The organism is Enterobacter cloacae complex sp. (genome assembly GCF_900322725.1).
Lineage (GTDB): Bacteria > Pseudomonadota > Gammaproteobacteria > Enterobacterales > Enterobacteriaceae > Enterobacter > Enterobacter quasihormaechei.
Genome location: NZ_LT991957.1, coordinates 4,138,642 through 4,163,772, shown reverse-complemented (window position 1 = coordinate 4,163,772; position 25,131 = coordinate 4,138,642). Strand labels below are relative to the sequence as shown.

The 25,131-nt window shown below is 54.9% G+C and carries 26 protein-coding genes and 1 pseudogene; 16 read left to right on the top strand and 11 right to left on the bottom strand.

All coding sequences use genetic code 11. The features are described from left to right. Positions 1 to 11: 11 nt before the first annotated feature. Positions 12 to 2,045 (bottom strand): peptidyl-dipeptidase Dcp, encoded by a 2,034-nt coding sequence (dcp, locus tag DBR02_RS20555; RefSeq protein ID WP_107535271.1) that lies wholly within the window; start codon positions 2,043 to 2,045, stop codon positions 12 to 14. Positions 2,046 to 2,188: 143 nt separating this feature from the next. On the opposite strand from dcp, the gene ydfG reads away from it, so the two are divergent. Continuing rightward, positions 2,189 to 2,935, top strand: a complete 747-nt coding sequence (ydfG, locus tag DBR02_RS20550) for a bifunctional NADP-dependent 3-hydroxy acid dehydrogenase/3-hydroxypropionate dehydrogenase YdfG (RefSeq protein ID WP_063866818.1) — start codon at positions 2,189 to 2,191, stop codon at positions 2,933 to 2,935. A gap of 90 nt (positions 2,936 to 3,025) precedes the next feature. Then, complete coding sequence (locus tag DBR02_RS20545; protein ID WP_063866819.1) at positions 3,026 to 3,712, top strand: GntR family transcriptional regulator; 687 nt, start codon at positions 3,026 to 3,028, stop codon at positions 3,710 to 3,712. Positions 3,713 to 3,747: 35 nt separating this feature from the next. Here DBR02_RS20545 and DBR02_RS20540 read toward each other — a convergent pair whose 3' ends face one another. Next, positions 3,748 to 4,179, bottom strand: a complete 432-nt coding sequence (locus DBR02_RS20540; protein ID WP_107535270.1) for a universal stress protein — start codon at positions 4,177 to 4,179, stop codon at positions 3,748 to 3,750. A gap of 287 nt (positions 4,180 to 4,466) precedes the next feature. On the opposite strand from DBR02_RS20540, the gene ydfZ reads away from it, so the two are divergent. Next, a complete protein-coding gene (ydfZ, locus tag DBR02_RS20535) occupies positions 4,467 to 4,670 on the top strand; it encodes a putative selenium delivery protein YdfZ (RefSeq protein ID WP_063451453.1) in 204 nt (67 codons plus the stop codon). Positions 4,671 to 4,714: 44 nt separating this feature from the next. Here ydfZ and DBR02_RS20530 read toward each other — a convergent pair whose 3' ends face one another. From DBR02_RS20530 to DBR02_RS20510, 5 genes are all read right to left on the bottom strand, one after another. Continuing rightward, positions 4,715 to 6,178, bottom strand: coding sequence for a mannitol dehydrogenase family protein (locus DBR02_RS20530; RefSeq protein ID WP_107535269.1), 1,464 nt, complete (start codon positions 6,176 to 6,178; stop codon positions 4,715 to 4,717). Positions 6,179 to 6,401: 223 nt separating this feature from the next. Then, a complete protein-coding gene (locus DBR02_RS20525) occupies positions 6,402 to 7,781 on the bottom strand; it encodes an MFS transporter (protein ID WP_107535268.1) in 1,380 nt (459 codons plus the stop codon). Between the two features lie 72 nt (positions 7,782 to 7,853). After that, positions 7,854 to 8,873: a Zn-dependent oxidoreductase gene (locus DBR02_RS20520; protein WP_063866822.1), complete on the bottom strand. Its 1,020-nt coding sequence runs from the start codon at positions 8,871 to 8,873 to the stop codon at positions 7,854 to 7,856. A 14-nt stretch (positions 8,874 to 8,887) separates the two neighbouring features. Further along, positions 8,888 to 10,102 (bottom strand): D-mannonate dehydratase ManD, encoded by a 1,215-nt coding sequence (manD, locus tag DBR02_RS20515; protein WP_063866823.1) that lies wholly within the window; start codon positions 10,100 to 10,102, stop codon positions 8,888 to 8,890. 110 nt (positions 10,103 to 10,212) lie between these two features. Continuing rightward, entirely contained in the window at positions 10,213 to 10,539 is a 327-nt protein-coding gene (locus DBR02_RS20510; protein WP_063451458.1) for a YnfA family protein, read from the bottom strand. A 150-nt stretch (positions 10,540 to 10,689) separates the two neighbouring features. On the opposite strand from DBR02_RS20510, the gene DBR02_RS20505 reads away from it, so the two are divergent. Together DBR02_RS20505 and speG are read left to right on the top strand one after the other, a co-directional pair. Beyond that, positions 10,690 to 11,028 carry a DUF1283 family protein gene (locus tag DBR02_RS20505; RefSeq protein ID WP_063451459.1) on the top strand — a complete coding sequence of 113 codons (339 nt, stop codon included), beginning with the start codon at positions 10,690 to 10,692 and terminating at the stop codon, positions 11,026 to 11,028. Beyond that, the gene (gene speG, locus DBR02_RS20500; protein WP_063451460.1) at positions 11,028 to 11,588 is read left to right on the top strand and encodes a spermidine N1-acetyltransferase; all 561 of its coding nucleotides are present in this window, start codon (positions 11,028 to 11,030) and stop codon (positions 11,586 to 11,588) included. Before DBR02_RS20505 ends, speG begins: the two co-directional genes overlap by 1 nt. A gap of 17 nt (positions 11,589 to 11,605) precedes the next feature. Here the strand turns inward: speG and DBR02_RS20495 are convergent, their stop codons facing one another. Next, complete coding sequence (locus DBR02_RS20495; protein ID WP_107535267.1) at positions 11,606 to 12,316, bottom strand: YnfC family lipoprotein; 711 nt, start codon at positions 12,314 to 12,316, stop codon at positions 11,606 to 11,608. 191 nt (positions 12,317 to 12,507) lie between these two features. On the opposite strand from DBR02_RS20495, the gene DBR02_RS20490 reads away from it, so the two are divergent. From DBR02_RS20490 to DBR02_RS20460, 7 genes and pseudogenes are all read left to right on the top strand, one after another. Then, positions 12,508 to 13,362, top strand: a complete 855-nt coding sequence (locus tag DBR02_RS20490; RefSeq protein WP_107535266.1) for a benzoate transporter — start codon at positions 12,508 to 12,510, stop codon at positions 13,360 to 13,362. A gap of 103 nt (positions 13,363 to 13,465) precedes the next feature. Then, a complete protein-coding gene (locus tag DBR02_RS20485) occupies positions 13,466 to 13,771 on the top strand; it encodes a DUF1161 domain-containing protein (RefSeq protein WP_045621663.1) in 306 nt (101 codons plus the stop codon). A gap of 130 nt (positions 13,772 to 13,901) precedes the next feature. Next, positions 13,902 to 16,340, top strand: a pseudogene (gene ynfE / locus DBR02_RS20480) (selenate/tellurate reductase subunit YnfE). Between the two features lie 10 nt (positions 16,341 to 16,350). Continuing rightward, the gene (locus tag DBR02_RS20475) at positions 16,351 to 16,968 is read left to right on the top strand and encodes a DMSO/selenate family reductase complex B subunit (protein ID WP_017384545.1); all 618 of its coding nucleotides are present in this window, start codon (positions 16,351 to 16,353) and stop codon (positions 16,966 to 16,968) included. Position 16,969: 1 nt separating this feature from the next. Continuing rightward, positions 16,970 to 17,824: a dimethyl sulfoxide reductase anchor subunit family protein gene (locus DBR02_RS20470; protein ID WP_107535265.1), complete on the top strand. Its 855-nt coding sequence runs from the start codon at positions 16,970 to 16,972 to the stop codon at positions 17,822 to 17,824. A 44-nt stretch (positions 17,825 to 17,868) separates the two neighbouring features. Further along, positions 17,869 to 18,483, top strand: a complete 615-nt coding sequence (gene dmsD / locus DBR02_RS20465) for a Tat proofreading chaperone DmsD (protein WP_107535264.1) — start codon at positions 17,869 to 17,871, stop codon at positions 18,481 to 18,483. Between the two features lie 108 nt (positions 18,484 to 18,591). Further along, the gene (locus DBR02_RS20460) at positions 18,592 to 18,903 is read left to right on the top strand and encodes a YebG family protein (RefSeq protein WP_107535263.1); all 312 of its coding nucleotides are present in this window, start codon (positions 18,592 to 18,594) and stop codon (positions 18,901 to 18,903) included. Positions 18,904 to 19,037: 134 nt separating this feature from the next. On the opposite strand, the gene DBR02_RS20455 is transcribed toward DBR02_RS20460, so the two are convergent. The 3 genes from DBR02_RS20455 to DBR02_RS20445 all read right to left on the bottom strand — a co-directional run bounded on the left by DBR02_RS20455 (position 19,038) and on the right by DBR02_RS20445 (position 21,039). Then, a complete protein-coding gene (locus DBR02_RS20455) occupies positions 19,038 to 19,352 on the bottom strand; it encodes a hypothetical protein (RefSeq protein ID WP_063866831.1) in 315 nt (104 codons plus the stop codon). Positions 19,353 to 19,390: 38 nt separating this feature from the next. Beyond that, positions 19,391 to 20,068, bottom strand: coding sequence for a type A chloramphenicol O-acetyltransferase (catA, locus tag DBR02_RS20450; RefSeq protein WP_107535262.1), 678 nt, complete (start codon positions 20,066 to 20,068; stop codon positions 19,391 to 19,393). 86 nt (positions 20,069 to 20,154) lie between these two features. Further along, a complete protein-coding gene (locus DBR02_RS20445) occupies positions 20,155 to 21,039 on the bottom strand; it encodes a LysR family transcriptional regulator (RefSeq protein WP_063866833.1) in 885 nt (294 codons plus the stop codon). A gap of 114 nt (positions 21,040 to 21,153) precedes the next feature. On the opposite strand from DBR02_RS20445, the gene DBR02_RS20440 reads away from it, so the two are divergent. The 4 genes from DBR02_RS20440 (at position 21,154) to osmX (ending at position 25,131) form a co-directional block, all read left to right on the top strand. Next, positions 21,154 to 22,281, top strand: coding sequence for an alpha/beta hydrolase (locus tag DBR02_RS20440; protein ID WP_107535261.1), 1,128 nt, complete (start codon positions 21,154 to 21,156; stop codon positions 22,279 to 22,281). Between the two features lie 215 nt (positions 22,282 to 22,496). Further along, positions 22,497 to 23,240 (top strand): YoaK family protein, encoded by a 744-nt coding sequence (locus DBR02_RS20435; protein WP_063866834.1) that lies wholly within the window; start codon positions 22,497 to 22,499, stop codon positions 23,238 to 23,240. Between the two features lie 262 nt (positions 23,241 to 23,502). Then, positions 23,503 to 24,213, top strand: a complete 711-nt coding sequence (gene osmY, locus DBR02_RS20430; protein WP_107535260.1) for an osmoprotectant ABC transporter permease OsmY — start codon at positions 23,503 to 23,505, stop codon at positions 24,211 to 24,213. A gap of 18 nt (positions 24,214 to 24,231) precedes the next feature. Continuing rightward, the gene (gene osmX, locus DBR02_RS20425; protein WP_063866836.1) at positions 24,232 to 25,131 is read left to right on the top strand and encodes an osmoprotectant ABC transporter substrate-binding protein OsmX; all 900 of its coding nucleotides are present in this window, start codon (positions 24,232 to 24,234) and stop codon (positions 25,129 to 25,131) included.

The following is a 25,131-nucleotide window of genomic DNA, read 5'->3' as shown; positions in this document are numbered from 1 at the left end:
CTAAAAAGCCCTTAAGCACTTAATCCACGGTTCTCCAGCATCGGTTCAATCTTCGGATCGTGCCCACGCCAGTTCCGGTAAAGTTCAGCTAAATCAGTACTATTTCCGCGCGACAAAATCGCCTTGCGGAATGTCTGTCCGTTTTCGCGCGTCAAACCGCCCTGCTCGACAAACCACTGATAGCCATCGTCCGCCAGCATCTGCGTCCACAGGTAGGCGTAATACCCCGCCGCGTAGCCGCCGCCGAAGATATGGGCGAAATAGCTGCTGCGATAGCGCGGCGGTACGGCAGGAAGATCCAGCCCCTCTTTTTTCAACGCGGCCGATTCAAAGGCCTCCACGTCCTCAACCGGCGCCTGAATGCCGTGCCAGTTCATATCCAGCAGCGCGGCGCTCAGCAGCTCCGTCATGTCATAACCCTTGTTAAACTGGGTCGCGTTGAGCATTTTTTCCCGCAGCGCATCCGGCATCGGCTCGCCGGTTTGGTAGTGACGGGCAAAGTGTGCAAACACCTGCGGATGGCTGGCCCAGTGTTCATTGATTTGCGACGGGAATTCAACAAAATCACGCGGCGTGTTGGTGCCAGAAAGCGTGGCATAGCGCTGGCTGGCAAACAGGCCATGCAGCGTGTGGCCAAACTCGTGGAACAGGGTAATCACATCGTCCCAGGAGATCAGCGCGGTCTGCCCTTTAGCCGGTTTTTGATAGTTGCAGACGTTGTAAATCACCGGACGCGCGGCAAACTCGTAAGATTGTTCAACGAAATTTCCCATCCACGCACCGCCGGCTTTGGAATCACGCGCGAAGAAGTCGCCGTAGAACAGCGCCATGCCTTCACCCGTATGATCGAAAATCTCCCACACGCGCACGTCCGGGTGATAAACCGGGATATCGAAACGCTCGATAAAGCGAATGCCGAACAGCTGCGTGGCGGTCCAGAATACGCCATCCTCCAGCACGGTATTAAGCGCGAAATAGGGTTTAATCTGCGATTCGTCCAGCGCATATTTCGCTGAGCGCACGCGTTCGGCATAAAACGCCCAGTCCCAGGCCTGCACCGAAAAACCGCCCTGCTCGTCGTCAATAACCTTCTGAATATCTGCCTGCTCCAGCGCGGCCCTGTTGCGCGCCGCAGGAACTATCCCGCGCATGAATTCGAGCGCGGCATCCGGCGTTTTCGCCATCTGGTCGGCAATGCTCCAGCTGGCATAGTTTTCAAACCCGAGCAGCTGCGCCTGCCTTGCCCGTAACGCGGTAAGCCGACGGATCAGGTTGCGCGTATCGTTTTCGTCGCCTTTCTGAGTGCGTTCCCAGCCCGCATTAAACAGCTTTTTCCGCGTCTCGCGCTGCGTGAGTGCTGCCAGCGCGGGCTGTTGCGTGGTATTCAAAAGCGGGATCAGCCAGCGATCCGTCAGCCCTTTTTCTGCGGCAGCGTGAGTGGCGGCGTCTCTCTCCTCCGCGCTGAGCCCGTCAAGATGTTGAACATCGTCCACCACCAGCCCGCCCGCCTTGTTTGCAGCCAGCAGGCGCTGGTTGAACTGGCTGGTTAGGGTGGCGGCTTCGGTATTCAGGGCTTTCAGCTCGGCTTTTTCATCGGCGTTCAGACGCGCACCCGCCAGAACAAAGTGCTGATAGGTCTCCTCTGTCAGCCGACGGGATTCCGCATCCAGCGTGTCGCGATCCTGCCAGACGGCTTCCACGCGGGCGAAAAGCGTACCATTTAGCCAGATATCGTTCGCCAGCCCGGCCAGTTCGGTAGAGAACTGCTCGTCCAGCGCCTGGAGATCATCGTTGGTGTGTGCGGACGTCATGGCGAAGAACACGCTGCTAACGCGCGACAGCATGGCCCCGCTCTTTTCCAGCGCCAGCACGGTGTTATCGAAATCCGGCGCGGCGCGCTGCGCGATAATCGCGTCAATGTCAGCACGCTTAAGGCGCATTGCTTCATCAAACGCCGGGCGATAGTGGCTGTCTTCTATCACATCAAAACGCGGGGCCTGATAAGGCAGCAGGCTCACGTCAAAGAAAGGGTTGTAGACCGACATCGTTTACTCCTGAGCACGGTATTTCTCACCAGAGTAGGCCAGCCTGCCCCGGCCTGCAATGACGTCATACAAATGTTGCCTTAACGACCCGCCCGAGAGCGTGCTATGGTAGTACAACACAAAAAGCGTTGAGGAACAGTGAGATGATTATTTTAGTTACCGGGGCGACGGCAGGTTTTGGTGAAAGCATCACGCGTCGCTTCGTCGCCAACGGACACAAGGTGATTGCAACGGGTCGACGTCAGGAGCGTTTGCAGGAGCTGAAAGACGATCTGGGCGACAGCATCCTGACCGCGCAGCTGGACGTGCGCAACCGTGCCGCCATTGAAGAGATGATTGCAAACCTGCCTGCCGAATGGCGTGACATCGACGTGCTGGTCAATAACGCCGGCCTGGCGCTGGGCATGGAGCCTGCCCACAAAGCCAGCGTGGAAGACTGGGAAAACATGATCGACACCAACAACAAAGGTCTGGTGTACATGACCCGCGCCGTGCTGCCGGGCATGGTTGAACGTAATCGTGGTCATATCATTAATATCGGTTCCACCGCAGGCAGCTGGCCTTACGCGGGCGGCAACGTCTATGGCGCAACCAAGGCCTTTGTACGCCAGTTCAGCCTGAACCTGCGCACCGACCTGCACGGTACCGCCATCCGCGTAACCGACGTTGAGCCGGGCCTGGTAGGCGGAACGGAATTCTCCAACGTGCGCTTCAAGGGTGACGACGCGAAAGCGGATAAAACCTATGAAAATGCAAATGCGCTGACGCCGGAAGATATCACCGAAACCGTCTGGTGGGTCGCGACGCTGCCGAAGCATGTCAACATCAATACTGTTGAGATGATGCCCGTCAGCCAGACCTATGCCGGACTCAGCGTGCATCGCGGGTAATTCACCCTTCCCGGCCTGCGGGCCGGGTATGTGATGACGGGTAAAAGAATGGTAGTATGTTCAGGTTAACTCTCTGAGAAATCACAACCCATGGCCGCTGAATCGCAACTTAATCCTACCCAGCCCGTTAATCAGCAAATTTATCGCATCTTACGCCGTGATATTGTTCGCTGCCTGATCCCGCCGGGAACGCCGCTCTCAGAAAAAGAGGTTTCGGTACGTTTTGACGTTTCCCGTCAGCCCGTGCGCGAGGCGTTTATTAAGCTTGCAGAAAACGGCCTTATTCAGATCCGCCCTCAGCGCGGCAGCTACGTGAATAAAATTTCGCTTTCGCAGGTGCGTAACGGCTGTTTTGTTCGCCAGGCCATCGAGTGTGCCGTTGTGCGTCGCGCCGCGTCGCTCATCAACGACAACCAGTGTTACCAGCTGGAGCAAAACCTGCATCAGCAACGCATTGCCATCGATCGCAAACAGTTAAACGACTTTTTCCAGCTGGACGATGAGTTTCACCAGAAACTGGCGCAGATCGCCGAGTGCCAGCTCGCATGGGATACCGTCGAAAACATCAAGGCCACCATCGACCGCGTGCGCTATATGAGCCTCGACCACGTGTCACCGCCAGAAATGCTGCTGCGCCAGCATCACGATATTTTCAGCGCGCTGGAAAAACGCGACGCGGAAGCCGTAGATAAAGCAATGACGCTTCACCTCCAGGAAATTAGCGAGTCGGTTCAGTTAATTCGTCAGGAAAACAGCGAGTGGTTTAGCGAAGAATAAAACCTCGCCGCCCCCTTTCGGTTGCGGCGAAGCGATTAGCGAACCACTAATACCGGAATAGTGGCGTAGCGCAGGATAGTTTCAGCATTCGAACCCAGCAGATGCGTTGTGATACTCGGATTTTTCGATCCGATAACGATAACATCATATTTCCCCTCTTTGCTGAGCTTGATGATTTCATCCCGTACGTTGCCGAAGCGTACTTCACAGTCAATATTGTCCGGGGACATATCAAAGAGCCGTTTCAGCGCTTTCATCTTCTTATCAGACTCGGCGGTCATATACTCTTCGAATTTCTTAATATCGGCATTGAACCCCCGCAGTAACGAACGGCTGCTGTTAGGAAGAATGTTGACCAGGGTGATGGTCGCGCCTTCCGTCTTCGCGAGGTTGGCCGCATGGCGTACCGCTTTGTCGCTCAAGTCCATTTCAAACACGTCAACAGGCATCAAAATTTTCTTATACATAAGCCTGACTCCTTTTCCAGTGAAGGGTTATTTTCTGCTTCCAGAATGGCATTGCGGAGATAAACAAAGCCTAAACACTTGCATCCTGAAATTATCAATTAAGGAAAATAACTGTCCGCTTTGTAAAGCGGTGTCCTGAACCGTCAACGCCATCATGAAATAAGAAAAAAGTGTGAGCTTGATCAAAAGCAAATAATTTCGTTTAAGAGAGGCGTATTAATAGTGCCCCGTGAACGGCAGTCGTTGAATTAGCGCCGTAACGGATAAGTGAGAGAGGAGAAAATACCATGATGACATACGACCGTAACCGAAATGCAATCACCACCGGCAGCCGCGTCATGATTAGCGGCACAGGCCAGTTCGGCGTGATTAAAGCGATCCACAGCGACGGCCTTAATGCCGAGCAGGTGCGTCGTAATAAAACGGTTGAAGTGGACGGATGCGAAGGTAAGTTCGAACCGATTGAGCTGATTCGCCTGGGGATGCACTAAGCCGTGCCCCGACATGCCGCCGCGAACGGCGGCATGTCATAGCGTTACAGCTGAGCGGCGTACTCCGCAACCGTGGCCTTCGCGCCTTTTTGCAGCAACATCTGATAGGCCTGCATGACCGCCGCCACAAACACCGCGTCCTTCGGCAGTTCGTTACCGAAAATAGACTCAATGCCCAACAGCGCATTAACGCGGCTTTCCCCTTCAGGGCTACCGTTTACCGCCGCCTGAATCACCGTCAGCTGCGGATCGCTCACCTCAATCGCGTTACCCTGCTCATCCACACCGCCGACATAACGCATCCAGCCCGCCACGCCCAGGGCCAGCAGCGGGAAAGGCTTCTGGTGGACAAGGTGCCAGCGCACGGAATCGAGCATGCGCTGCGGCAATTTCTGGCTGCCGTCCATGGCGATCTGCCAGGTGCGGTGGCGCAGTGCCGGATTGCTGTAGCGCGCGATCAGCTGGTCGGCATAACGACCTAAATCCACGCCTTTCACTTTCAGCGTCGGCGCCTGCTCTTCCAGCATCAGCGCATGCGCGGCGATACGGTAATGTTCATCTTCCATGCAGTCATTAATGTGCTGATAACCGGCCAGGTAGCCAAGATAGGCCAGGAACGAGTGGCTGCCGTTAAGCATTCTCAGCTTCATCTCTTCAAACGGAATGACATCAGAAACCAGCTCCGCACCGGCCTTTTCCCACTCAGGACGGCCTGCAACGAAATTGTCTTCAATCACCCACTGGCGGAACGGCTCGCAGGCCACGCCTGCCGGATCGCGTACGCCGGTCAGCTGCTCGATTTTATCCAGCGTGTCGGCCGTGACGGCGGGCACAATACGATCCACCATGGTTGACGGGAAGGTGACGTTCGCTTCGATCCAGTCTGCCAGTTCGCCATCAACAGCGCGCGCGTAGGCACAGGTCACATTGCGCATCACGTGGCCGTTCTCCGGCATGTTATCGCAGGACATCACGCTGAATGCCGGTATCCCCGCCGCCTTGCGACGCGCCAGCGCTTCCACCACCACGCCCGGTGCAGATTTTGGCTGATGCGGGTTTTGCAGGTCTGCAACGATTAACGGATGATCGAGCATCAGTTGTCCGGTTGCCGGTGAGTGACAATACCCTTTCTCGGTGATGGTGAGCGACACAATGGCAACCTGCGGCTCGCACAGGGCCGCCAGCACGGTTTCCAGCCCGTCGACCTGCGCATGGAGCGCGGTTTTAACGACGCCGACCACGCGTGCCGTCCAGGCATCGGCAGACATTTCTGCCACGGTATAAAGGTTATCCTGTGCTTTCAGATCGGCGATCTGCTGTTCGCCGCCAATCAGGTTAACTTCGCAGTAACCCCAGTCGCTGCCCTGTTCTGCGGCGAGTATGTCGGTGTACACCGCCTGGTGCGCGCGGTGAAACGCGCCAAATCCTAAATGAACAATGCGTGCCTTAAGGCTGCTGCGATCGTACTGCGGACGCGTTGCCTTCGCCTGTAATAACCGGTTTTCCATGATTGAGACTCGTTAATTAATGAAAGCTTTGATCCGCTGCTGCTTGCTTAACAAAGCGGCAGCGCCTGCTGACTACACCAACTAGAATGGCAGTCGGAGTCAAAAAACGCTGCCATTAACCATACTGATACGTCGTTTTCAGATCTTGATTTACATTAACTTTTCGCCATGTGGTGTGACATCAGAGAAAAGTTGTGTGACAGGTAGCGCAAGATGTAAACCATTAGCGACGGGAAGAGAGCGCGCCGTAGGCTACCGACCCCTTATGAGACACTTCCGCTGCATCTTCGGCTTCACTCAGATCGCGATCGCGCACTTCCGGCATCAGCAAAGCGGAGAGCAGCCCAATCAGTGAGTACGCCACCAGCATCGCCACAATCGGCCACCAGGACCCGGTCATGTTGCAGAAGATCCCCGCCAGCACCGGACCAAAGCCTACGGCCACCAGCCCACCCGCCTCTTTCGAGATCGCCATGCGGGTAAAGCGGTTCCGCGAACCAAACATCTCTGCCATGGTGATGTTTTCCAGCGCAAACAGCCCGAGCACCGCAAAGTTATGAATAACGATGATAGAGAGCATGATCACGCCCGGCGCGTAACTTTTGTCGACGATGATCGACAGCATCGGGTAAGCCAGTAAGATGGCTGAAATATTAAGGAGGATATACGGCAGACGGCGCCCCACTTTATCGGACAGCCAGCCCAGCAGCGGGATGGTGAGGAAGCCGAGAATCGAACTGATCATCAGCGCATCGGTTGGGATCGCCTTATCAAACAACAGCGTCTGCACCAGATACCCGGCAAGAAACGTCTGAATCAAACCTGAGTTCCCGGCCTGACCAAAGCGCAGCCCCGTCGCCAGCCAGAACGATTTGCTCTTAAACATCGCGCCTAATGAGGTATCCTGCGCCGCCGCCGGCGCAACGGTTTCGGCGTCGTTAACCTTCTCAAACACCGGACTCTCTTTAAGGTTCATACGCAGCCAGATGGCGAAGATCATCACCACGACGCTGGCGAGGAACGGCACGCGCCAGCCCCAGGCAATAAGCTCTTCACGATCGAGGGCAAAGAACATGACGGCCCAGATCGCCGTGGCGCTCAGCGTTCCGCAGTTGGTTCCCATGGCCACCAGCGAGGAGATGATGCCGCGTTTCCCCTTCGGCGCGTACTCCGCCAGCATGGTCCCTGCGCCGGAGATTTCCGCCCCCGCGCCCAGCCCCTGAATAATACGCAGCGTCACCAGCAGCACCGGTGCGAAAATCCCGATCTGCGCGTACGTTGGCAATACGCCAATTAAGGTGGTGCAGATCCCCATCATGGTGATGGTGATAAACAGCACCTTTTTACGGCCAATTCTGTCTCCCATTCTGCCGAAGATAAATGCCCCGACGATACGCGCAATGTAGCCAGCGCCGTAGGTCCCCATCGCCAGGATCAGCGCCATGGCCGCGGACTGTTCAGGGAAGAAGATTTCATGGAACACCAGCGCGGCGCCAAGGGAGTAGAGCTGGAAATCCATAAACTCCAGGGCGGTGCCCAGCCAGCCAGATACGGCGGCCTTCACCAGGTCTGACGTACTTCTTTGAGGTTGTGCTTGAGTCATAATGGCTGTCTCTGAAAGGTAAGATGCGTACCACTTAGAGCCTGTCTTCGCAGGCTCTTAACCGCGTGATTTTTATTGGTCGAACGTGAGCAAGACTTTGCAGCACTGCCGCTGATCTTTTTCAAACAGTTCGATGGCGTCTGTAACGTGGTGATAGTCAAATGTGTGGGTGACCAGTTTTTCAGGGTCGATCAGCCCTTTCTCCAGCCAGTCGATAACGACCGGGAATTTGTTGGCATTCAGGCGCGACGAGAAAATTGACAGCTCTTTGCCGGTGATCCCCTGCTGCACGATCTGGCTCGGGTCGCTGGAGAAGCCCATCAGCACGATGCGTGCCGCCGGGGAAGCCAGCGTAATCGCTTCCTGCAAAATGGAGGGATGACAGGCAGCATCGATGATCAACGTCGGCTTGATCCCTTTTTCGTCCAGCGCGGCCTGTAGCGATTGCTCTCCGTTGTTGAAGACCCAGTCTGCACCGCTGCGCTGCGCCATCGCCAGCCGCTCATCAATACGATCCACCACGATGACCTGCTTCACCTTGTAAACGCCCTTCAGCGCCTGCACGGTGACGAGCCCCATCGGGCCTGCGCCGTAGATCAGCGCCACGTCCTGTTCGGTGGGTTTCGCCTGCCCCGTGACGTTGGCGGCAATGGTGAAGGGTTCAACCATCACCGCGTGTTTGTCTGGGATCGCAGCCGGAATGTGCCAGGCGTTTTTTGCCGGCACAACGGCGTATTCGCTGAAGCCACCGTCGCGATGGACGCCCAGCACCACCAGCGAGGTGCACACGTTCGGTTTTCCGACGGAACACGGGTAGCAGTGCCCGCAGCTGATCACCGGATCAACCGAGACGCGCTGGCCCAGCCGGGAGCTTTCCACGCCTTCGCCAATCGCGTCTATTTCGCCAAAGAATTCGTGACCAATGACGCGCGGGTATTTCGCAAACGGGTTATGCCCGCGATAGATATGGCTGTCTGAACCACAGATCCCGGCCAGCCTGATTTTGACGCGGACCTCCCCTGCGCCCGGCAACGGGAGGGGACGCTCTTCAATCACCAGCGCATTGGGCTGTTGGATCACTACGCTTTTCATCATTCGCTCCTCGTTTACCAGTTCCAGAGGGTGCCGTCTTCCAGGCGGGCCACCGGCAGATAGGCCGGATCGTACGGGTATTTCGCCGCCAGCTTCTCGTCAAACTCGATGCCCAGCCCTGGCTTGTCGCCCGGGTGCATATAGCCGTTATCAAAGCGCCAGCTGTGCGGGAACACTTCCAGCATCTGCTCTGAGTACCCCATATACTCCTGCACGCCGAAATTCGGTACCCACAGGTCAAAATGCAGCGCCGCGGCGTGGCAAATCGGCGAAAGATCCGACGGGCCGTGGGAACCGGTACGCACCTGATAGAGTGAGGCAAAATCCGCAATACGACGCATCCCGGTGATGCCGCCCGCGTGGGTTATAGTGGTGCGGATATAGTCAATGAGCTGCTCTTCAATCAGCTGCTTGCAGTCCCAGATGCTGTTAAACACCTCACCCACGGCAATCGGCGTGACGGTGTGCTGGCGGATCAGGCGGAAACATTCCTGGTTTTCAGCGGGAGTCGGATCTTCCATCCAGAACATGCGGAACTCTTCAATGCTCTTGCCGAACCGCGCCGCTTCGATTGGCGTCAGACGGTGGTGCATGTCGTGGAGGAGATGTTCGTTGAAGCCAAACTGGCTACGCACGGCATCAAACAGTTTTGGCGTGAAATCAAGGTATTTCTCGGTGGACCACAGCTGCTCGTCCGGCCAGTCGCCTTTGGTTGCAGGCTCATACGCCAGCCCTTTTCCTTTAGACATACCATAGGTGGTTTTCATCCCCGGCACGCCGCACTGCACGCGGATGGCCTTAAAACCCATCTCTTTATGGCGGGCGTAGTCTTCCAGCACGTCATCAATGGTGTGTCCGGTGGTGTGACAATAGACCATCACCCCTTCGCGGGATGCACCACCCAGCAGCTGGTAGAGCGGCATGTTCGCGGCTTTTGCTTTGATGTCCCACAGCGCCATATCCACGGCAGAGATCGCGGACATAGTGACCGGACCACGGCGCCAGTAGGCCCCTTTATAAAAGAATTGCCAGATATCTTCGATGCGGTGCGCATCGCGGCCAATCAGCTGTGGGCAAAGGTGATCCTTCAGGTAGGAGGCAACGGAAAGTTCACGTCCGTTCAGCGTGGCATCACCCAGGCCGACAATGCCCTCATCGGTCGTGATTTTAAGGGTGACAAAGTTACGCCCCGGGCAGGTGACAAATACTTCAGCCCCGACAATCTTCATAATCCATTTCCTTACATCTACGTTGTGATGCAGGAAATTTACGCAACTACACTACTACCATACAAGTATAATGATCGTAAAATCAGCGAACGATCACATTATAAGGACGCTTATGCGCGTCCCCAGCCGGCCACGATGATCAACATGCCGCAGAGGGCAACCACTGCGCCTGCCCAGTCGTACAGGCTTAGCCTGACGCCATCGACAATGCGCAGCCACAGCAGTGCGGTACAGACGTACACCCCGCCGTAGGCGGCATAAACTCGTCCGCTGGCGGCCGGATGCAGGGTAAGCAGCCAGACGAAAAGGGCCAGCGCCACCCCGGCTGGGATCAGCAGCAGCGCGGAAGCGCCCCGCTTCAGCCAGAGCCACGGCAAAAAGCATCCGATGATTTCACACAGCGCGGTCGCGAAAAAAAGCAGCGTCGTTTTGAACATTTTTCTCGTTTCGTGAGGATTGATTTAGACATCATACGCGATAATGCTCTCATCGTTCCCATACCTGCGGCGCGGGTATGACACCCTTTCGGATTGGTGTAGAATCCAACGGGGTAATCCGATTTTCTGCACCCGTTTAAAGGAAACGCTATGACTACATTAAGCAAACGCCTTTGTCTGACAGCCGCACTGGCGCTGTCCTCGTTCGCCTTTGCCGCAACGGCATCAGCCGAAACCAGCAAGCTCATCATTGAGTCTGGTGACAGCGCGCAAAGCCGTCAGAACGCCGCGATGGACAAAGAACAATGGAATGACACCCGCAGCCTGCGTCAGAAAGTGAATAAACGCGCTGAAAAAGAGTGGGATAAAGAGGATGTGGCGTTTGACGCGCGCGATAAGTGCCAGCAAAGTGCCAACGTCAACGCTTACTGGGAGCCTAACACCCTGCGCTGCCTGGATCGTCGTACTGGCCGCACGGTAGCACCGTAATGTCGAGGCTGTGTGACGTGAAGCTCCGTCCGCTGGAGCGCGAAGATTTACGCTTTGTTCACCAGCTCGACAATAATGCCAGCGTGATGCGCTACTGGTTTGAAGAGCCTTACGAGGCCTTTGTTGAGCTGTCCGATCTTTATGACAAGCATATCCACGACCAGAGCGAACGCCGGTTTGTGGTGGAGTGCGAAGGTGAAAAAGCCGGGCTGGTTGAACTGGTTGAGATCAACCACGTCCACCGTCGGGCGGAATTTCAGATCATTATTTCACCGGAACACCAGGGGAAAGGTCTTGCTTCGCGGGCGGCAAAGCTGGCGATGGATTACGGATTTAACGTCCTGAATCTCTACAAGCTTTACCTGATCGTCGATAAAGAGAACGAAAAAGCGATTCATATCTACCGTAAGCTGGGCTTTATGGTGGAAGGTGAACTGATCCATGAGTTCTTTATTAACGGCGAATACCGTAACACCATCCGCATGTGCATTTTCCAGCATCAGCATCTGGCCGGACATAAGTCCTCCTCTGCCAGCCTGCTTAAACCGACCGCGCAGTAACCTGCGCGGTTTTATTCTCAATAATATTCAATGCTGTTTTTGATGGTGTACTTGCGCTCAACGGCAGGTTTGACGCTGTCGTCGACGATCGCCAGTTCACAGCTCACCGGGTTGTTGTGGCGATCGTACTCGCAACTCTGCTTTACATTGCCCATCGGTTTATCGTTCAACAGGCTTACCGCCGTATAATCCATACGCTTGTGCAGATCTTTCGACGGCGTTGCCTGGACCGATAAACGCTGGTCGCCGGACACCGTGCTTTTACCCAGCGGGTAGCCGTCGGCGTCATACTGGTACTTTACTTCCATCTCTTTGCTGTGCGCGGCAACCACAAACCCGTTATCGTCGGTGTCCCACGTCACCCCGGCCGATGGCAGTTCCGCCAGCTGACATTTCCCCTGCAACTTCACCTTCTGCTGCTGGGTTTCAGCATCGACGTAGTAGTTCGCATCCAGCACCAGCGCAACGCCCGTGTTAGCCTCCAGATCGTGCAGTTCAAGCGTATCGAAACACCCTTCCGTCGACATCGTGCCGGTCACGCGTTTGGAGACTTCACCTTTGTCGTTGAACAGCGTCTGGGTAAAATCTTTCACCGGGCCGCGAAGAGGATCAAAGTCAAACTCGTTTGAAAAACTCGCCATCTCCGGCGTAAATGACAGCGGCGCGGTGTTGTTGTCGCATCCCACCAGTACCGTTGCCAGTAGCGTTATCGCTGCGTATTTCTTCACATCATTTACCGTTCAGAGAGAGATACAATCATATTAGCAAATACAGGAACTTACATAACAGCACTTCATCTGCCTCTTTGCGCTGTGTAAATCCCTAGTTTGCATTGACGAGCCTTGTCAAAGTGGCTACTTTGAGCGCGCAAGATTCCACACAATTATAAAATCAGATTAATACATTTCGGGTTAACATCATGATTTACGACTGTTTTTTGTACTATGACGAAGATATGTTGCTCGACATCAGATTACATACGCTCGCTGATGTCGTTGACCGTTTTGTCATAGTTGAAGCAACACACTCTTTTACGGGCATACCGCGAAAGTTGCATTTCGATATGACTAAGTTTGCCAAATTCAAAGACAAAATTATTTACGTGCCTTTTGACGCGCAGCCTATTTTAAATAGTGCAGACAATACCCAGGTTGATGCCTGGGCAAATGAAGCAGCGCTTCGCAACTCCATTATGAACGGGTTAAAAGACGCGGCAGACAATGACCTGATTCTGGTGTCAGACGTTGACGAAATCTTCTCTCCCGACACGGTCAGGGCCATTAATCCGCGCGCGCTCTGCACGACTATTCATCAAAACGTATTCAACTATCAGTTTAATCTACAGGTTCACAACACGGATGGCACGCCGAGAAAATGTACGTTGCCCCGCGCGACGTCCTATTACAACCTGAAGCATTTCTTCCACGGTGAGCCTGAAACTTTCAGAAACTGGAAGCGTGCCCGCAAAGATAAAAACTGGTCATGGTTTAAATGGAACTGGTTAAAAATCAATAATAAGATTGTGAAAGATGGCGGCTGGCATTTCTCATGGGTAATGACCCCAGAAAGAATTTCCGAAAAAATGTCTACCATTTCTCACACCGAATACGATCTGCCGGAATTTAATAACCCGGAACATATCATGAAGGTTATCAGCAACGCTGAGGATATCTGGGGACGAGACCGAAAACTGGTCAAGCAAGAGGTATCAAAACGCAACCTGCCTGCTTATCTGGTAGACAATCAGCAGCAGTATTCGCAATTTATTTTATGAAGCAGGCAGGGCTCCAGGACAATTCAGAAAGAGACACACTAAAACAAAAGCTTACCCTAACCCTGCTATGCTTATTTATCTACACAGTGAAAAGGAGCTACAGATGAAACGGTTACCCTGGATTACCGCCCTGCTGTTAATGAGTGCTTCACCTGCGATTCTTGCGGCCCCGGACTCCTGCGAGCGCGTGAAAAGCGACATTCAGCAGAAGATTATCAACAACGGCGTGCCGGAGTCTGGCTTTACCCTGAACATCGTTCCGAACGATCAGGCCGATCAGCCGGATGCGCAGGTCGTTGGGCATTGTGCCAACGATACCTTCAAAATTCTGTACACCCGTACCAGCAGCGGCAATTACCCGGTAAGCGGGGCGGGAACGCAGGAGAATGCGCCTACTGAGCCGCAATGATTTTGCCACTCAATTCCCCTGATTTGACGAGGATTAATATTTAATACCTCCAAATAAGTAACACTCCCCCCATCATTAGCCCAGTTGTAGTCACGGGTGAAAATAATTATTACCAATGATGGGGTGAGTCATGTCCGAAGTTGAACATCACGGCGGGATAAGCCGTCGAGCTCTGGTTAAATCCACTGCCATAGGATCGCTGGCGCTTGCCGCCGGTGGGATCGCATTACCTTTCGGTTTGAAAAGCGCCGCCGCCGCAGTGCAAACCGCCGTGCAGCCCGCGGAAGACAAAGTCGTTTGGGGCGCCTGCTCGGTGAACTGCGGGAGCCGCTGCGCGCTGCGTCTGCACGTACGCGATGACGAAGTTTATTGGGTTGAAACGGATAACACCGGCGAGGATATTTACGGCAATCATCAGGTTCGCGCCTGCCTGCGCGGTCGTTCTATCCGCCGTCGTATTAACCATCCTGACCGTCTGAACTATCCGATGAAACGCGTGGGCAAACGCGGAGAAGGTAAGTTTGAGCGTATCACCTGGGAAGAAGCGCTGGACACCATCGCCGCCAGCCTGAAAGGCGTGGTCGAAAAATACGGCAACGAAGCGGTCTACATTAATTACTCCTCCGGGATCGTAGGCGGAAATATCACCCGTTCCTCCCCTTACGCCTCGCTGGTCGCACGCCTGATGAACTGCTACGGCGGCTTCCTTAGCCACTACGGGACCTACAGCACCGCGCAGATCGCCTGCGCCATGCCCTACACATACGGCAGCAACGACGGCAACAGCACCTCGGATATTGAAAACACCAAACTGGTGGTGATGTTCGGCAATAATCCGGCGGAAACGCGCATGAGCGGCGGCGGGATAACCTACTACCTCGAACAGGCACGCGAACGCTCTAACGCGCGGATGATCGTTATCGATCCGCGCTACACCGACACCGCCGCAGGGCGCGAAGACGAGTGGATCCCCATTCGTCCGGGCACCGATGCCGCGCTGGTGGCGGGTATCGCGTGGGTGCTGATTACTGAAAATCTCGTCGATCAGCCTTTCCTCGATAAATACTGCGTGGGTTATGACGAAAAAACCCTGCCGGAAGGCGCACCTGCTAATGGTCATTACAAAGCCTATATTCTCGGCCAGGGTGATGACAAAACCGCGAAAACTCCGGAGTGGGCGTCGCGCATTACGGGCATCCCCGCCGATCGCATCATTAAGCTGGCCCGTGAAATCGGTTCGGCGAAACCGGCCTACATTTGCCAGGGCTGGGGCCCGCAGCGTCAGGCCAACGGGGAGCAAACCTCCCGCGCCATCGCCATGCTGCCGATCCTGACCGGCAACGTCGGCATTAACGGCGGCAACAGCGGCGCGCGCGAATCGACCTACACCATCACCATCGAACGCATGCCGCTACCGGAGAATCCGGTGAAAACGCAAATCTCCTGCTTTAGCTGGACGGATGCCATTGTCCGTGGCCCGGAGATGACCGCCCTGCGCGACGGCGTGCGCGGCAAGGATAAGCTCGATGTGCCAATCAAGTTCATCTGGAACTACGCGGGTAACACCCTCATCAACCAGCACTCCGATATCAACAAAACCCACGACATTTTGCAGGATGAGAGTAAGTGCGAAACGATCGTCGTCATCGACAACTTCATGACCTCTTCCGCGAAGTATGCCGATATTGTTCTGCCGGACCTGATGACCGTTGAGCAGGAAGATATCATCCCCAACGATTACGCCGGCAACATGGGCTACCTGATTTTCCTCCAGCCGGTTACCGCCCCGAAGTTCGAGCGCAAGCCCATCTACTGGATCATGAGCGAAGTGGCGAAACGCCTCGGACCGGATATCCATCAGAAATTCACCGAAGGCCGTACGCAGGAGCAGTGGCTGCACTATCTGTACGCTAAAATGGTCGCCAGAGATCCCCAACTGCCGTCCTACGACGCGCTGAAGAAAATGGGTATTTATAAGCGCAAAGATCCGAATGGACACTTTGTGGCCTATAAAAAATTCCGTGACGATCCGGACGCCAATCCACTCAAAACCCCGTCGGGGAAAATCGAAATCTACTCCAGCAAGCTGGCGGATATTGCGGCAACCTGGGAGCTGCAAAAAGACGAAACCATTACCCCGCTGCCGGTTTATACCCCAACTTTCGAAGGCTGGGACGCGCCCGAGCGCAGTAAATTCCCGCTGCAACTGTTCGGCTTCCACTTTAAAGCCCGCACCCACTCCAGCTACGGCAACGTGGATGTACTCTAGGCCGCCTGTCGCCAGGAGGTGTGGCTTAACCCCGTGGACGCCGGGAAGCGCGGCATTAAAAACGGGGACATGGTGCGCGTGTTTAACGACCGCGGCGAAGTGCGCATTGCCGCCAAAGTCACGCCGCGCATCATGCCCGGCGTGAGTGCGATGGGCCAGGGCGCCTGGCACTACGCCAACATGAACGGCGATCGCGTCGATCGCGGGTCTTGCATCAACACCCTGACCACGCACCGCCCGTCACCGCTGGCGAAAGGCAACCCGCAGCACACGAACCTGGTGCAGATCGAGAAGGCATAAGGAATAGACAATGACAACCCAGTATGGATTTTTTATTGATTCCAGCCGTTGCACCGGGTGCAAAACCTGCGAGCTGGCCTGCAAGGATTACAAGGACCTGACCCCGGACGTCAGCTTCCGTCGTATTTATGAATACGCGGGCGGCGACTGGCAGGAGGATAACGGCGTCTGGCATCAGAATGTCTTTGCCTATTACCTGTCGATTGCCTGCAACCACTGCGAAGATCCGGCCTGTACCAAGGTCTGCCCGAGCGGGGCAATGCACAAGCGCGACGACGGCTTTGTGGTGGTGGACGAGGACGTCTGCATCGGCTGTCGCTATTGCCACATGGCCTGCCCGTACGGCGCACCGCAGTACAACGCCGCCAAAGGCCATATGACCAAGTGCGACGGCTGCCACAGCCGCGTCGCGGACGGCAAAAAGCCCATCTGCGTCGAGTCCTGCCCGCTGCGCGCGCTGGATTTTGGCCCGATTGAGGAGCTGCGCAAAAAACACGGTCAGCTTGCCGCCGTCGCGCCGCTGCCGTCTGCGCACTTCACGAAGCCGAGTATTGTGATCAAACCTAACGCCAACAGCCGTCCGACGGGTGACACCACCGGCTACCTGGCCAACCCGAAGGAGGTGTGAGATGGGAAGTGGATGGCATGAATGGCCGCTGGTGATCTTCACCGTTTTCGGGCAGTGCGTGGCCGGCGCGCTAATCGTGATGGGTTTCGCCTGGCTGAATGAAAAAGAGGAAGCGGCTAAACGGCGCATCGTTCGCAGCATGTTTTTTCTCTGGGTAGTGATGGGTATTGGGTTTATGGCCTCGGTACTGCACCTCGGCTCCCCACTGCGCGCCTTCAACTCGCTTAACCGCGTGGGAGCGTCAGCGCTGAGTAATGAGATCGCAGCGGGTTCAATCTTCTTTGCCGTGGGCGGTTTCTGGTGGCTGGTGTCGGTTATCGGTAAAATGCCTCCTGCTTTAGGCAAAATCTGGCTGGTGGTCAGTCAACTCCTGGGGGGCGTTTTTGTCTGGGCGATGACCCGGGTCTATCAGATTGATACCGTTCCGACCTGGTATACGGGCTACACCACGCTGGCCTTCTTCCTGACGATGGCGCTTGCTGGTCCGCTGCTGGCCGCGCTGCTGCTGCGGGTTGCAAACGTGACATATAAAGGTACCGTTGCCGCCTCCGTCAGCGTGCTGGCGCTGCTCGTCTGCGTGGCGGTCGTCGTGTTGCAAAGCAATGCGCTGGCGACGATCCAGAGTTCCATCCAGCAGGCCAGCGCCCTGCTGCCGGATTATGGTTCGCTTCAGGTCTGGCGCATCGCGCTGCTGGCGGCGGGCTTAGGCTGCTGGATCTGCCCGCTGATTCGGCGTCAGGAGCCGAACACGCTCGGCCTGTTGGCAGGTTTTGTGCTGGTGGCGCTGGGTGAACTTATTGGCCGTGGGCTATTTTATGGTCTGCATATGACCGCAGGGTTAGCGATTGCAGGTTAACACAGGCGCGCGGGACCGCCCGCGCGCAAGTAAGGAAAGTTGTAATGAATGACGTCTCACATCGCGAATCGTTCGCGTTCAGCGCCCGGGTACTGGGCGCGCTGTTTTATTTTGCCCCGGACAGCGAACAGACTGCGCCGCTGGTGAGTGCCCTGACCGTCGGTGACTGGGTGCAGGACTGGCCGCTGCCGGAAGAAAGCCTGCTGCCCGTCGCCGCTGCGTTTAAAGCCCCGTCGGACGAAGCGTTGAAGGACGCGTGGCAGCGTCTGTTTATTGGCCCATATGCCCTGCCCGCTCCTCCGTGGGGCTCCGTCTGGCTCGATCGCGAGTCCGTACTGTTTGGCGATTCGACCCTCGCGTTGCGTCAGTGGATGCGTGAAAACAATATCGCCTTTGAAATGCAGCAGAATGAGCCGGAAGATCACTTCGGCACGCTGCTGATGCTGGCGGCGTGGCTTGCCGAGAACGGTCGCGACACAGAACGCGACCAGCTTCTGGCCTGGCATCTGATGCCTTGGAGCACGCGTTTCCTGACCGTATTCGTTGAAAACGCGGCCCATCCTTTCTACGCGGCGCTGGGTAAACTGGCTCAACTGACCCTGGCAGACTGGCAGTCCACTTTGCTGATCCCGATTGCAGAAAAAACACTGTACCGATAACAGCGCCTGGCTTGCACATCCGTTGTGCTAGCCAGTTTCGCACATTTTTGCTGCAACACCACTTCGCAACTGTTATACTGTATATAATTACAGTACCGGAGGCGCAAAATGGCTGTTGAAACAAAATTTGTTGTCGTAAGAAAGGGTGAAGAGAAAATGACATTTGCCAGTAAGAAAGAGGCTGACGCTCACGACAAACTGCTCGATATGGCAGAAGCGTTCACCGACTGGCTGTTGCAAAGCGAAATGCAGTTGGATGAAATGCAGGCGGAGAACCTTGGACTGTATCTCGCCGAGCAGAAAGAAGCTGTTCAGCATATCCTGCGTACCAGCAAGCTTCCCGAGCGCGATGCTGCAACGGATAAAACAGCGTCGGATGCGGATGGCAGTAAAAAAATCCGTGCCGTTAAAGCGGCCTGATCGTCAGAATCCCCATCACTTGTCCTGCCACCGTGAGCTGGAAACGGCTCACGGCTTTAACATTGTCGGCTTACAGAACGTCGCGCTGGATATTCTGCCTTTAATTCATCCAGCGTCACCATAAGAAGGGCCTGTTATCTCGATTTGTCCGCCTCAACATTTACGCTAACGTTCAGCCTTTTTGCTTCAATGGTTAACATTTTTTGGGCCAAAGCCATATCACCCCCGTGCACTTTATCTATAAGATTTTGTACAAGGGTCATCATCAGGAAATGTTTATTCGCGGGACAGAAATCTGTCATAGTGATTCCGTTATCCTTCAGGCGTTGATGCGCAACCGTCTCTGTCTCTGCAATTATTTCAGCTACTTTCTCATGCATGATGTCGATCTGCTCAAAAACAATGCCGTTAATCATTTCAATCTGTTCTGGCGTAAAATTCGGTTCCATCAATTCCCCTCGTCAGGCGTAGGTTAAAAACACGTGCATCACACGGTGAGCGCTTCGGAATGGCGCGGTAAATTATCACATAACTCTTGCAACTCATTGATCAGCCTTGCCAGGTGGAAACCATCGCACACAGAGTGATGGACCTGAACGGCGAAAGGCAACAAGACTTTTCCATCCTGGTTATAGTATTTTCCAAAGGTGAACATGGGAGCAAAAAAGTTCTGCATGTTAGCCACGTTGATATTAAAACTGGTAAAACTCGCCCACGGAATATCCGATATGAAGAATATATTTTCCCGGGACTCTTCTTTAGGCCAGTAGGCAAGATTATCACCATAGCGAGAAACGTCTTCTGCATAAACGTTCTGAAAGTGAGCAATATTCCCGTCGAAGTGACTCCACAACGATGAAAACGTCTCCGTTTCTTTATGGAAAAGGGTATAGCTTGGATGCACCTCCTTCCATATTACAAGTTCATTATCCTTCATAGCCATACGGAACTCAGAATGGCGATTAACGACTGTGGCGATAATAGAAATAATCGAAGGATAAAATTTCCAGCCAACCTGTTTGATATGTTTCAGCAGCGCCGTAATATCCAGCTGAACCGTTTGGTTAATCGTGCATTGAGCAAAGCTCTGAAAGACTTCAAAATGCTCTTTCCTTGCCCAACTTGATAAATCTACAGCCGTATATTCTGGCGTTAATTTTGTCATTTCTTAGCCTTAATTGAGCAGCGCTATATAAAAGAGTAGCGTAACACAAACCCAGGAGCTGTATAGACGGCAGCGCAGAGGCACCCCTAAATTTTCAGCGTATCGATTACCGCTCTCAGCGCCGGGGATACGTTGCGGTGCGGGTAATAGAGGTAAAGCCCGTCCATCCGCAGACTGTAGCGCTGCAAGACCCTTATCAGCGTCCCGCGCTCCAGATCGTCAGCCACCAGCTCTACCGGGACATAGGCCAGCCCGAGTCCCAGCCGCGCGGCTTCGGCCTCCATGTAGCTGTCCGAAAAGGCCCATTGTCCTTCCGGGCGGTGCGCAATACTCTTTCCGTCCTGAATGAGCTCCCATTGATAGTGGCGACCGTCGGCGAACTGATAGGCAATGCAGGGATGCGAAGTCAGATCAGCAGGCACCTGCGGGAAACCATAGCGCCGGAAATGCGCCGGGGCGGCAACCACGGCCATCTCCATATCGGGCGTAATGCGCACGGCAATCATACCTTGCCCCACCTCCGGCCCCAGCCGGACGCCCGCATCGAACCGTTCGGCAATAATGTCCACGAACCGGCTTTCATTCATTAATTCCAGACGAATATCCGGGTAACGCTGTTTGAATATAGCGAGCTTTGGCAGCAGACATTTTTCAATAGCGTGCTGGCTGGCATTAATGCGCACCGTGCCGGAGGGCGTCTGGCGGTAGTGTGCCAGTCTGGTTAGCCCGGTATCGAGCGCATCAAAGGCGGAGCCGGCAGTCTGGTAAAGCTGTTCTCCGGCGTGGGTCAGCGACAGCTTGCGCGTGGTACGCACCAGAAGCTGAACGCCCAGCCGCTCTTCCAGCTCCCGCACCGATCGGCTGATCCCGGATTGTGCCAGCCCGAGCCGCTGTGCGGCTGCCGTGAAGCTCCCCTCCCGCACCACCTGGATAAACAGATACAGCTCATTGTAGTTCTCCCGCTTTGCCATTACGCCTCGCGAATCTATAACAAAATGATATTAATTCTAGCAGCCCTTGGCCTCTAATCAGCACTATTACTGCTAATTATAATGACCGCATAACAACAACACACGGTATCTCTTATGAAAACATTCACCCAAAAACTATCCGTTGCGCTGCTGCTGTGCGCATCATTAAGTGGAGTGACGACAATGAGTTATGCAGAAACGCTAAATCCAAACGCCCCCGTTTCCATGGTAACTACCTGGGATAAAACCTTCGCCGAGAGCGATAAAGTCATTCACCGCAAGGTGACGTTCCAGACCCGATACGGGATCACTCTGGTGGGCGATCTGTACCTTCCTAAGAACCGCGGCGACCAGAAGCTGGCGGCAATTGCCGTCAGCGGGCCGTTCGGTGCGGTTAAAGAGCAATCCAGCGGTCTGTACGCCCAGACCCTGGCTGAACAGGGGTTCGTAACCCTGGCCTTCGACCCATCCTATACGGGTGAAAGTGGCGGCCAGCCGCGTAACGTTGCCTCCCCTGATATCAACACCGAAGACTTTAGCGCCGCAGTGGATTTCCTGGGGCTCCAGAAAGAAGTCGACCGTAATCGTATCGGCATTCTTGGCATTTGCGGCTGGGGCGGTATGGCGCTGAACGCGGCATCCATGGATACCCGCGTGAAGGCGGTCGCCACCAGCGTAATGTACGATATGAGCCGCGCGATGGGTCACGGCGTGGGCGACGGGAAAGATCGCTATTCAGCGGCTGACCGTCGGGCCGTGTTGGAGTATCTGAACGCCCAGCGCTGGAAAGATGCCGAGAGCGGCACTTTCGCCCATGGCGGTCATGATATTAATGTCGATGAGAACGGTAAGGTGACGGCAGCCGAGCGTATTCTGCCGGAAGCATTGCCCGCCGATCCGCATCCGGTACTGAAAGAGTTCTACGACTACTACCGTATGCCGCGCGGCTTCCATGCCCGTTCCGTAAACTCCACCGGCGCATGGACCGCGACCATGCCGTTGTCCTTTATGAATATGCCGCTGCTGAGCTATGCCGGGGAGATCGCCATCCCGACGCTGATCGTGACCGGTGAAAATGCGCATTCTCGCTATTTTGCGGAAGATGCGTTTAAGGCCGTTGGCAGCAAACAGAAAGAGCTGGTGATTGTTCCGGGTGCAAACCATGTTGATCTCTACGATAACGTCGCAGGAAAAATCCCGTTCGCGCACTTTGAGCAGTTCTTCAAAACCAGTCTGAAATAAGCTCTCAGCCCCCGGCAATCACGGGGGCGGTATTTTTGCCCGTCAGTCTGCTCGCGCCATCAGCAGTAAGGCATTATATTAACAGGGTTATTTTATTTAATTACAAAACCGCGAATACCTCCCGTTGAATTAATAATTAAGCAATATCCTGGTCAGCCAGCGATATCGCTTTGTTAGCTTGAGGAATCAGGCAAAGCTCAAACCGGAGGTATTCTTTGCTGATTAAGTTAAAGAAAGAACGAACGCATCAGGAGGATCGCCGTCTTGCTCTCTGGCTGGCCACCTCCGCAGGACTGCTGAATGCCATTGCGCTGGGCGCGTTTGGCTTTTTTCCCTCACACATGACCGGCAATACCTCACAACTCTCCAGCGAAGTCTCCTCCACCGACCTCAACGATATTCTTTTTTTTGGCGCCATTATTCTGTCGTTTGTCACGGGTGCCATCGTTGCGCGGATGATTGTTATCTGGGGGATTATCCATAACGTCAGGCTGGTATTCAGCCAGGTTCTTTTTGTTGAAGGGCTATTACTGGCCGGGGTATCTCTGTACGAAATGTATTTTCACTCCTTCGCCACGAATCAGGAGATTATTATTTTCCTGTGCGGGCTGATGGGCATCCATAATTCCACTTCCACTCAGCTATCCGGTGGTCGGGTGAGATCCACGCACATTACCGGCACGCTGACCGATGCGGGCATTTCGCTGGCCTCCGTTATGGTCGCCATGCTGCGCCGGGATTATTCTAAAGACACGGCTGCGCAAAAGAGCCAGCTCAAGACCCATTTAACCACCCTTTTCTCGTTTATTACCGGAGGGATCGCCGGGCTGATCCTGTTCAGAGAATTTGGATTCCACGCGATGCTGGCGCTGGGGCTAATGCTGGTATTCATCGCCGCCTTTTCGATCGTTCGCATCTCCTGGCGCGTGCGAAAGGTGCGCGCCGCCCTCGGTCGTTAGGGTTTATTAATGAGTCTTAGGTGACATTGTCACTTAAGACTCGCTTCTTTAAGACTATTCTGCCTGCCCGCTGACAGCCCTTATGCCATAAGGCTTAACCCAGGTTGTCACTAATTTCATAGGGTTACTGTTTTACCCCCTTCGCTGGAACCCTTCCGCTTCGCTTGCTATAGGTGAAGTACCCCTGCCGAAACATGGCATAACAACAGGCAACCGCAACCGGTGGTTGCTATAACGCATGCGCACAGGGAGACACACCGCAATGCATCCACTACTCAAACGTTCGCTGCTTTTTGTCGGCGCCATTATCGTGGTTCTCTCTCTCCTCACCTGGGGAATTGGGCTGGAGACGATCAAGGCGCGCCAGGTTGACCTGATCTACCTCGGGCAACAGCATTTAATTTTGGTTTTCTCCTCAATGTTCTTTGCCCTGCTGGTCGGTATTCCAAGCGGCATCCTGCTGAGCCGTCCGGCGGCACGGGGTATCGCCGAATACGTGATGCAAATCTTTAACGTGGGCAACACCCTGCCGCCGCTGGCCGTTCTGGCGCTGGCGATGGTGGTGATTGGCATCGGCGATAAACCGGCCATTATCGCCCTCTTTCTGGCCTCTCTGCTGCCGATTGTGCGCAACACCTATGCCGGGCTGTGCTCTGTTCCCGCGTCACTGCTGGAGGCGGCAAACGGCATCGGCATGACCAAGTGGCAGCGCCTGCGTCAGGTCGAAATCCCTAACGCCTGGCCGGTGATGCTTTCAGGTATTCGTATTGCTACGGCGATTAACGTTGGTACCGCGCCGCTGGCATTCCTGATCGGTGCCAGCAGCTACGGCGAGCTGATTTTCCCGGGTATTTATCTGAATGACTTCCCGACGCTGATCCTGGGCGCGGCGGCCACCGCCTTGTTCGCCCTGATTCTGGATACGCTGCTGGCGGCACTGGGTCGACTGCTGAGCCCACATCTCGCACGATAATTATAACAAGGAGCTTCTATGAGACTGTTTTCCGGCCTGACGGCGCTGTGCGCCGCCGCGCTCTTCACCAGCCAGGCGCTCGCCGCGCCGCTGATCCTGGCGACCAAGAGCTTTACCGAGCAGCACATTCTCTCGGCCATGACCGTGCAGTATCTGCAAAAGAAAGGGTTTCAGGTGCAGCCGCAGACCAATATCGCGACGGTGATATCCCGAAACGCGATGATCAACAAACAAATCGATATGACCTGGGAGTACACCGGTACGTCGCTGATCATCTTCAACCACATCAACAAACGCATGTCGCCGCAGGAGTCTTACGAGACGGTGAAACGTCTTGACGCGAAGCACGGTCTGGTGTGGCTCAAACCTGCCGACATGAACAACACCTATGCTTTTGCCATGCAGCGCAAGCGCGCCGAGGCTGAACATATCAACACCATGTCTGAGATGGTGGCGAAGATTGAGCAGATCCGTAAAACCGATCCGGATAACAACTGGCTGCTGGGTCTTGACCTGGAGTTTGCCGGGCGTAGCGACGGGATGAAACCGTTACAGGCGGCCTACAACATGACGCTGGACCGCCCGCAGATCCGCCAGATGGATCCGGGACTGGTCTATAACGCGGTGCGCGACGGGTTTGTCGATGCGGGGCTGATCTACACCACCGACGGGCGCGTGAAGGGCTTCGATCTCAAAGTGCTGGAAGACGATAAAGGCTTCTTCCCGAGTTACGCCGTGACGCCGGTTGTACGTAAAGACACGCTGGAGGCGAACCCGGGGCTGGAGGAGGCGCTGAACACCCTCTCTGCCCAGCTGAATAACGACGTTATCACCGAACTGAATAAAAAGGTGGATATCGACCATCAGTCACCGCAGCAGGTCGCCCGAGATTTCCTGCGTAGCAAACAGTTGCTGTAG

Coding starts and splice junctions, on each gene's coding strand:
- dcp (WP_107535271.1), bottom strand. CDS start 2,045: ATGTCGGTCTACAACCCTTTCTTTGACGTGAGCCTGCTGCCTTATCAG.
- ydfG (WP_063866818.1), top strand. CDS start 2,189: ATGATTATTTTAGTTACCGGGGCGACGGCAGGTTTTGGTGAAAGCATC.
- DBR02_RS20545 (WP_063866819.1), top strand. CDS start 3,026: ATGGCCGCTGAATCGCAACTTAATCCTACCCAGCCCGTTAATCAGCAA.
- DBR02_RS20540 (WP_107535270.1), bottom strand. CDS start 4,179: ATGTATAAGAAAATTTTGATGCCTGTTGACGTGTTTGAAATGGACTTG.
- ydfZ (WP_063451453.1), top strand. CDS start 4,467: ATGATGACATACGACCGTAACCGAAATGCAATCACCACCGGCAGCCGC.
- DBR02_RS20530 (WP_107535269.1), bottom strand. CDS start 6,178: ATGGAAAACCGGTTATTACAGGCGAAGGCAACGCGTCCGCAGTACGAT.
- DBR02_RS20525 (WP_107535268.1), bottom strand. CDS start 7,781: ATGACTCAAGCACAACCTCAAAGAAGTACGTCAGACCTGGTGAAGGCC.
- DBR02_RS20520 (WP_063866822.1), bottom strand. CDS start 8,873: ATGAAAAGCGTAGTGATCCAACAGCCCAATGCGCTGGTGATTGAAGAG.
- manD (WP_063866823.1), bottom strand. CDS start 10,102: ATGAAGATTGTCGGGGCTGAAGTATTTGTCACCTGCCCGGGGCGTAAC.
- DBR02_RS20510 (WP_063451458.1), bottom strand. CDS start 10,539: ATGTTCAAAACGACGCTGCTTTTTTTCGCGACCGCGCTGTGTGAAATC.
- DBR02_RS20505 (WP_063451459.1), top strand. CDS start 10,690: ATGACTACATTAAGCAAACGCCTTTGTCTGACAGCCGCACTGGCGCTG.
- speG (WP_063451460.1), top strand. CDS start 11,028: ATGTCGAGGCTGTGTGACGTGAAGCTCCGTCCGCTGGAGCGCGAAGAT.
- DBR02_RS20490 (WP_107535266.1), top strand. CDS start 12,508: ATGATTTACGACTGTTTTTTGTACTATGACGAAGATATGTTGCTCGAC.
- DBR02_RS20485 (WP_045621663.1), top strand. CDS start 13,466: ATGAAACGGTTACCCTGGATTACCGCCCTGCTGTTAATGAGTGCTTCA.
- DBR02_RS20475 (WP_017384545.1), top strand. CDS start 16,351: ATGACAACCCAGTATGGATTTTTTATTGATTCCAGCCGTTGCACCGGG.
- DBR02_RS20470 (WP_107535265.1), top strand. CDS start 16,970: ATGGGAAGTGGATGGCATGAATGGCCGCTGGTGATCTTCACCGTTTTC.
- dmsD (WP_107535264.1), top strand. CDS start 17,869: ATGAATGACGTCTCACATCGCGAATCGTTCGCGTTCAGCGCCCGGGTA.
- DBR02_RS20460 (WP_107535263.1), top strand. CDS start 18,592: ATGGCTGTTGAAACAAAATTTGTTGTCGTAAGAAAGGGTGAAGAGAAA.
- DBR02_RS20455 (WP_063866831.1), bottom strand. CDS start 19,352: ATGGAACCGAATTTTACGCCAGAACAGATTGAAATGATTAACGGCATT.
- catA (WP_107535262.1), bottom strand. CDS start 20,068: ATGACAAAATTAACGCCAGAATATACGGCTGTAGATTTATCAAGTTGG.
- DBR02_RS20445 (WP_063866833.1), bottom strand. CDS start 21,039: ATGGCAAAGCGGGAGAACTACAATGAGCTGTATCTGTTTATCCAGGTG.
- DBR02_RS20440 (WP_107535261.1), top strand. CDS start 21,154: ATGAAAACATTCACCCAAAAACTATCCGTTGCGCTGCTGCTGTGCGCA.
- osmY (WP_107535260.1), top strand. CDS start 23,503: ATGCATCCACTACTCAAACGTTCGCTGCTTTTTGTCGGCGCCATTATC.
- osmX (WP_063866836.1), top strand. CDS start 24,232: ATGAGACTGTTTTCCGGCCTGACGGCGCTGTGCGCCGCCGCGCTCTTC.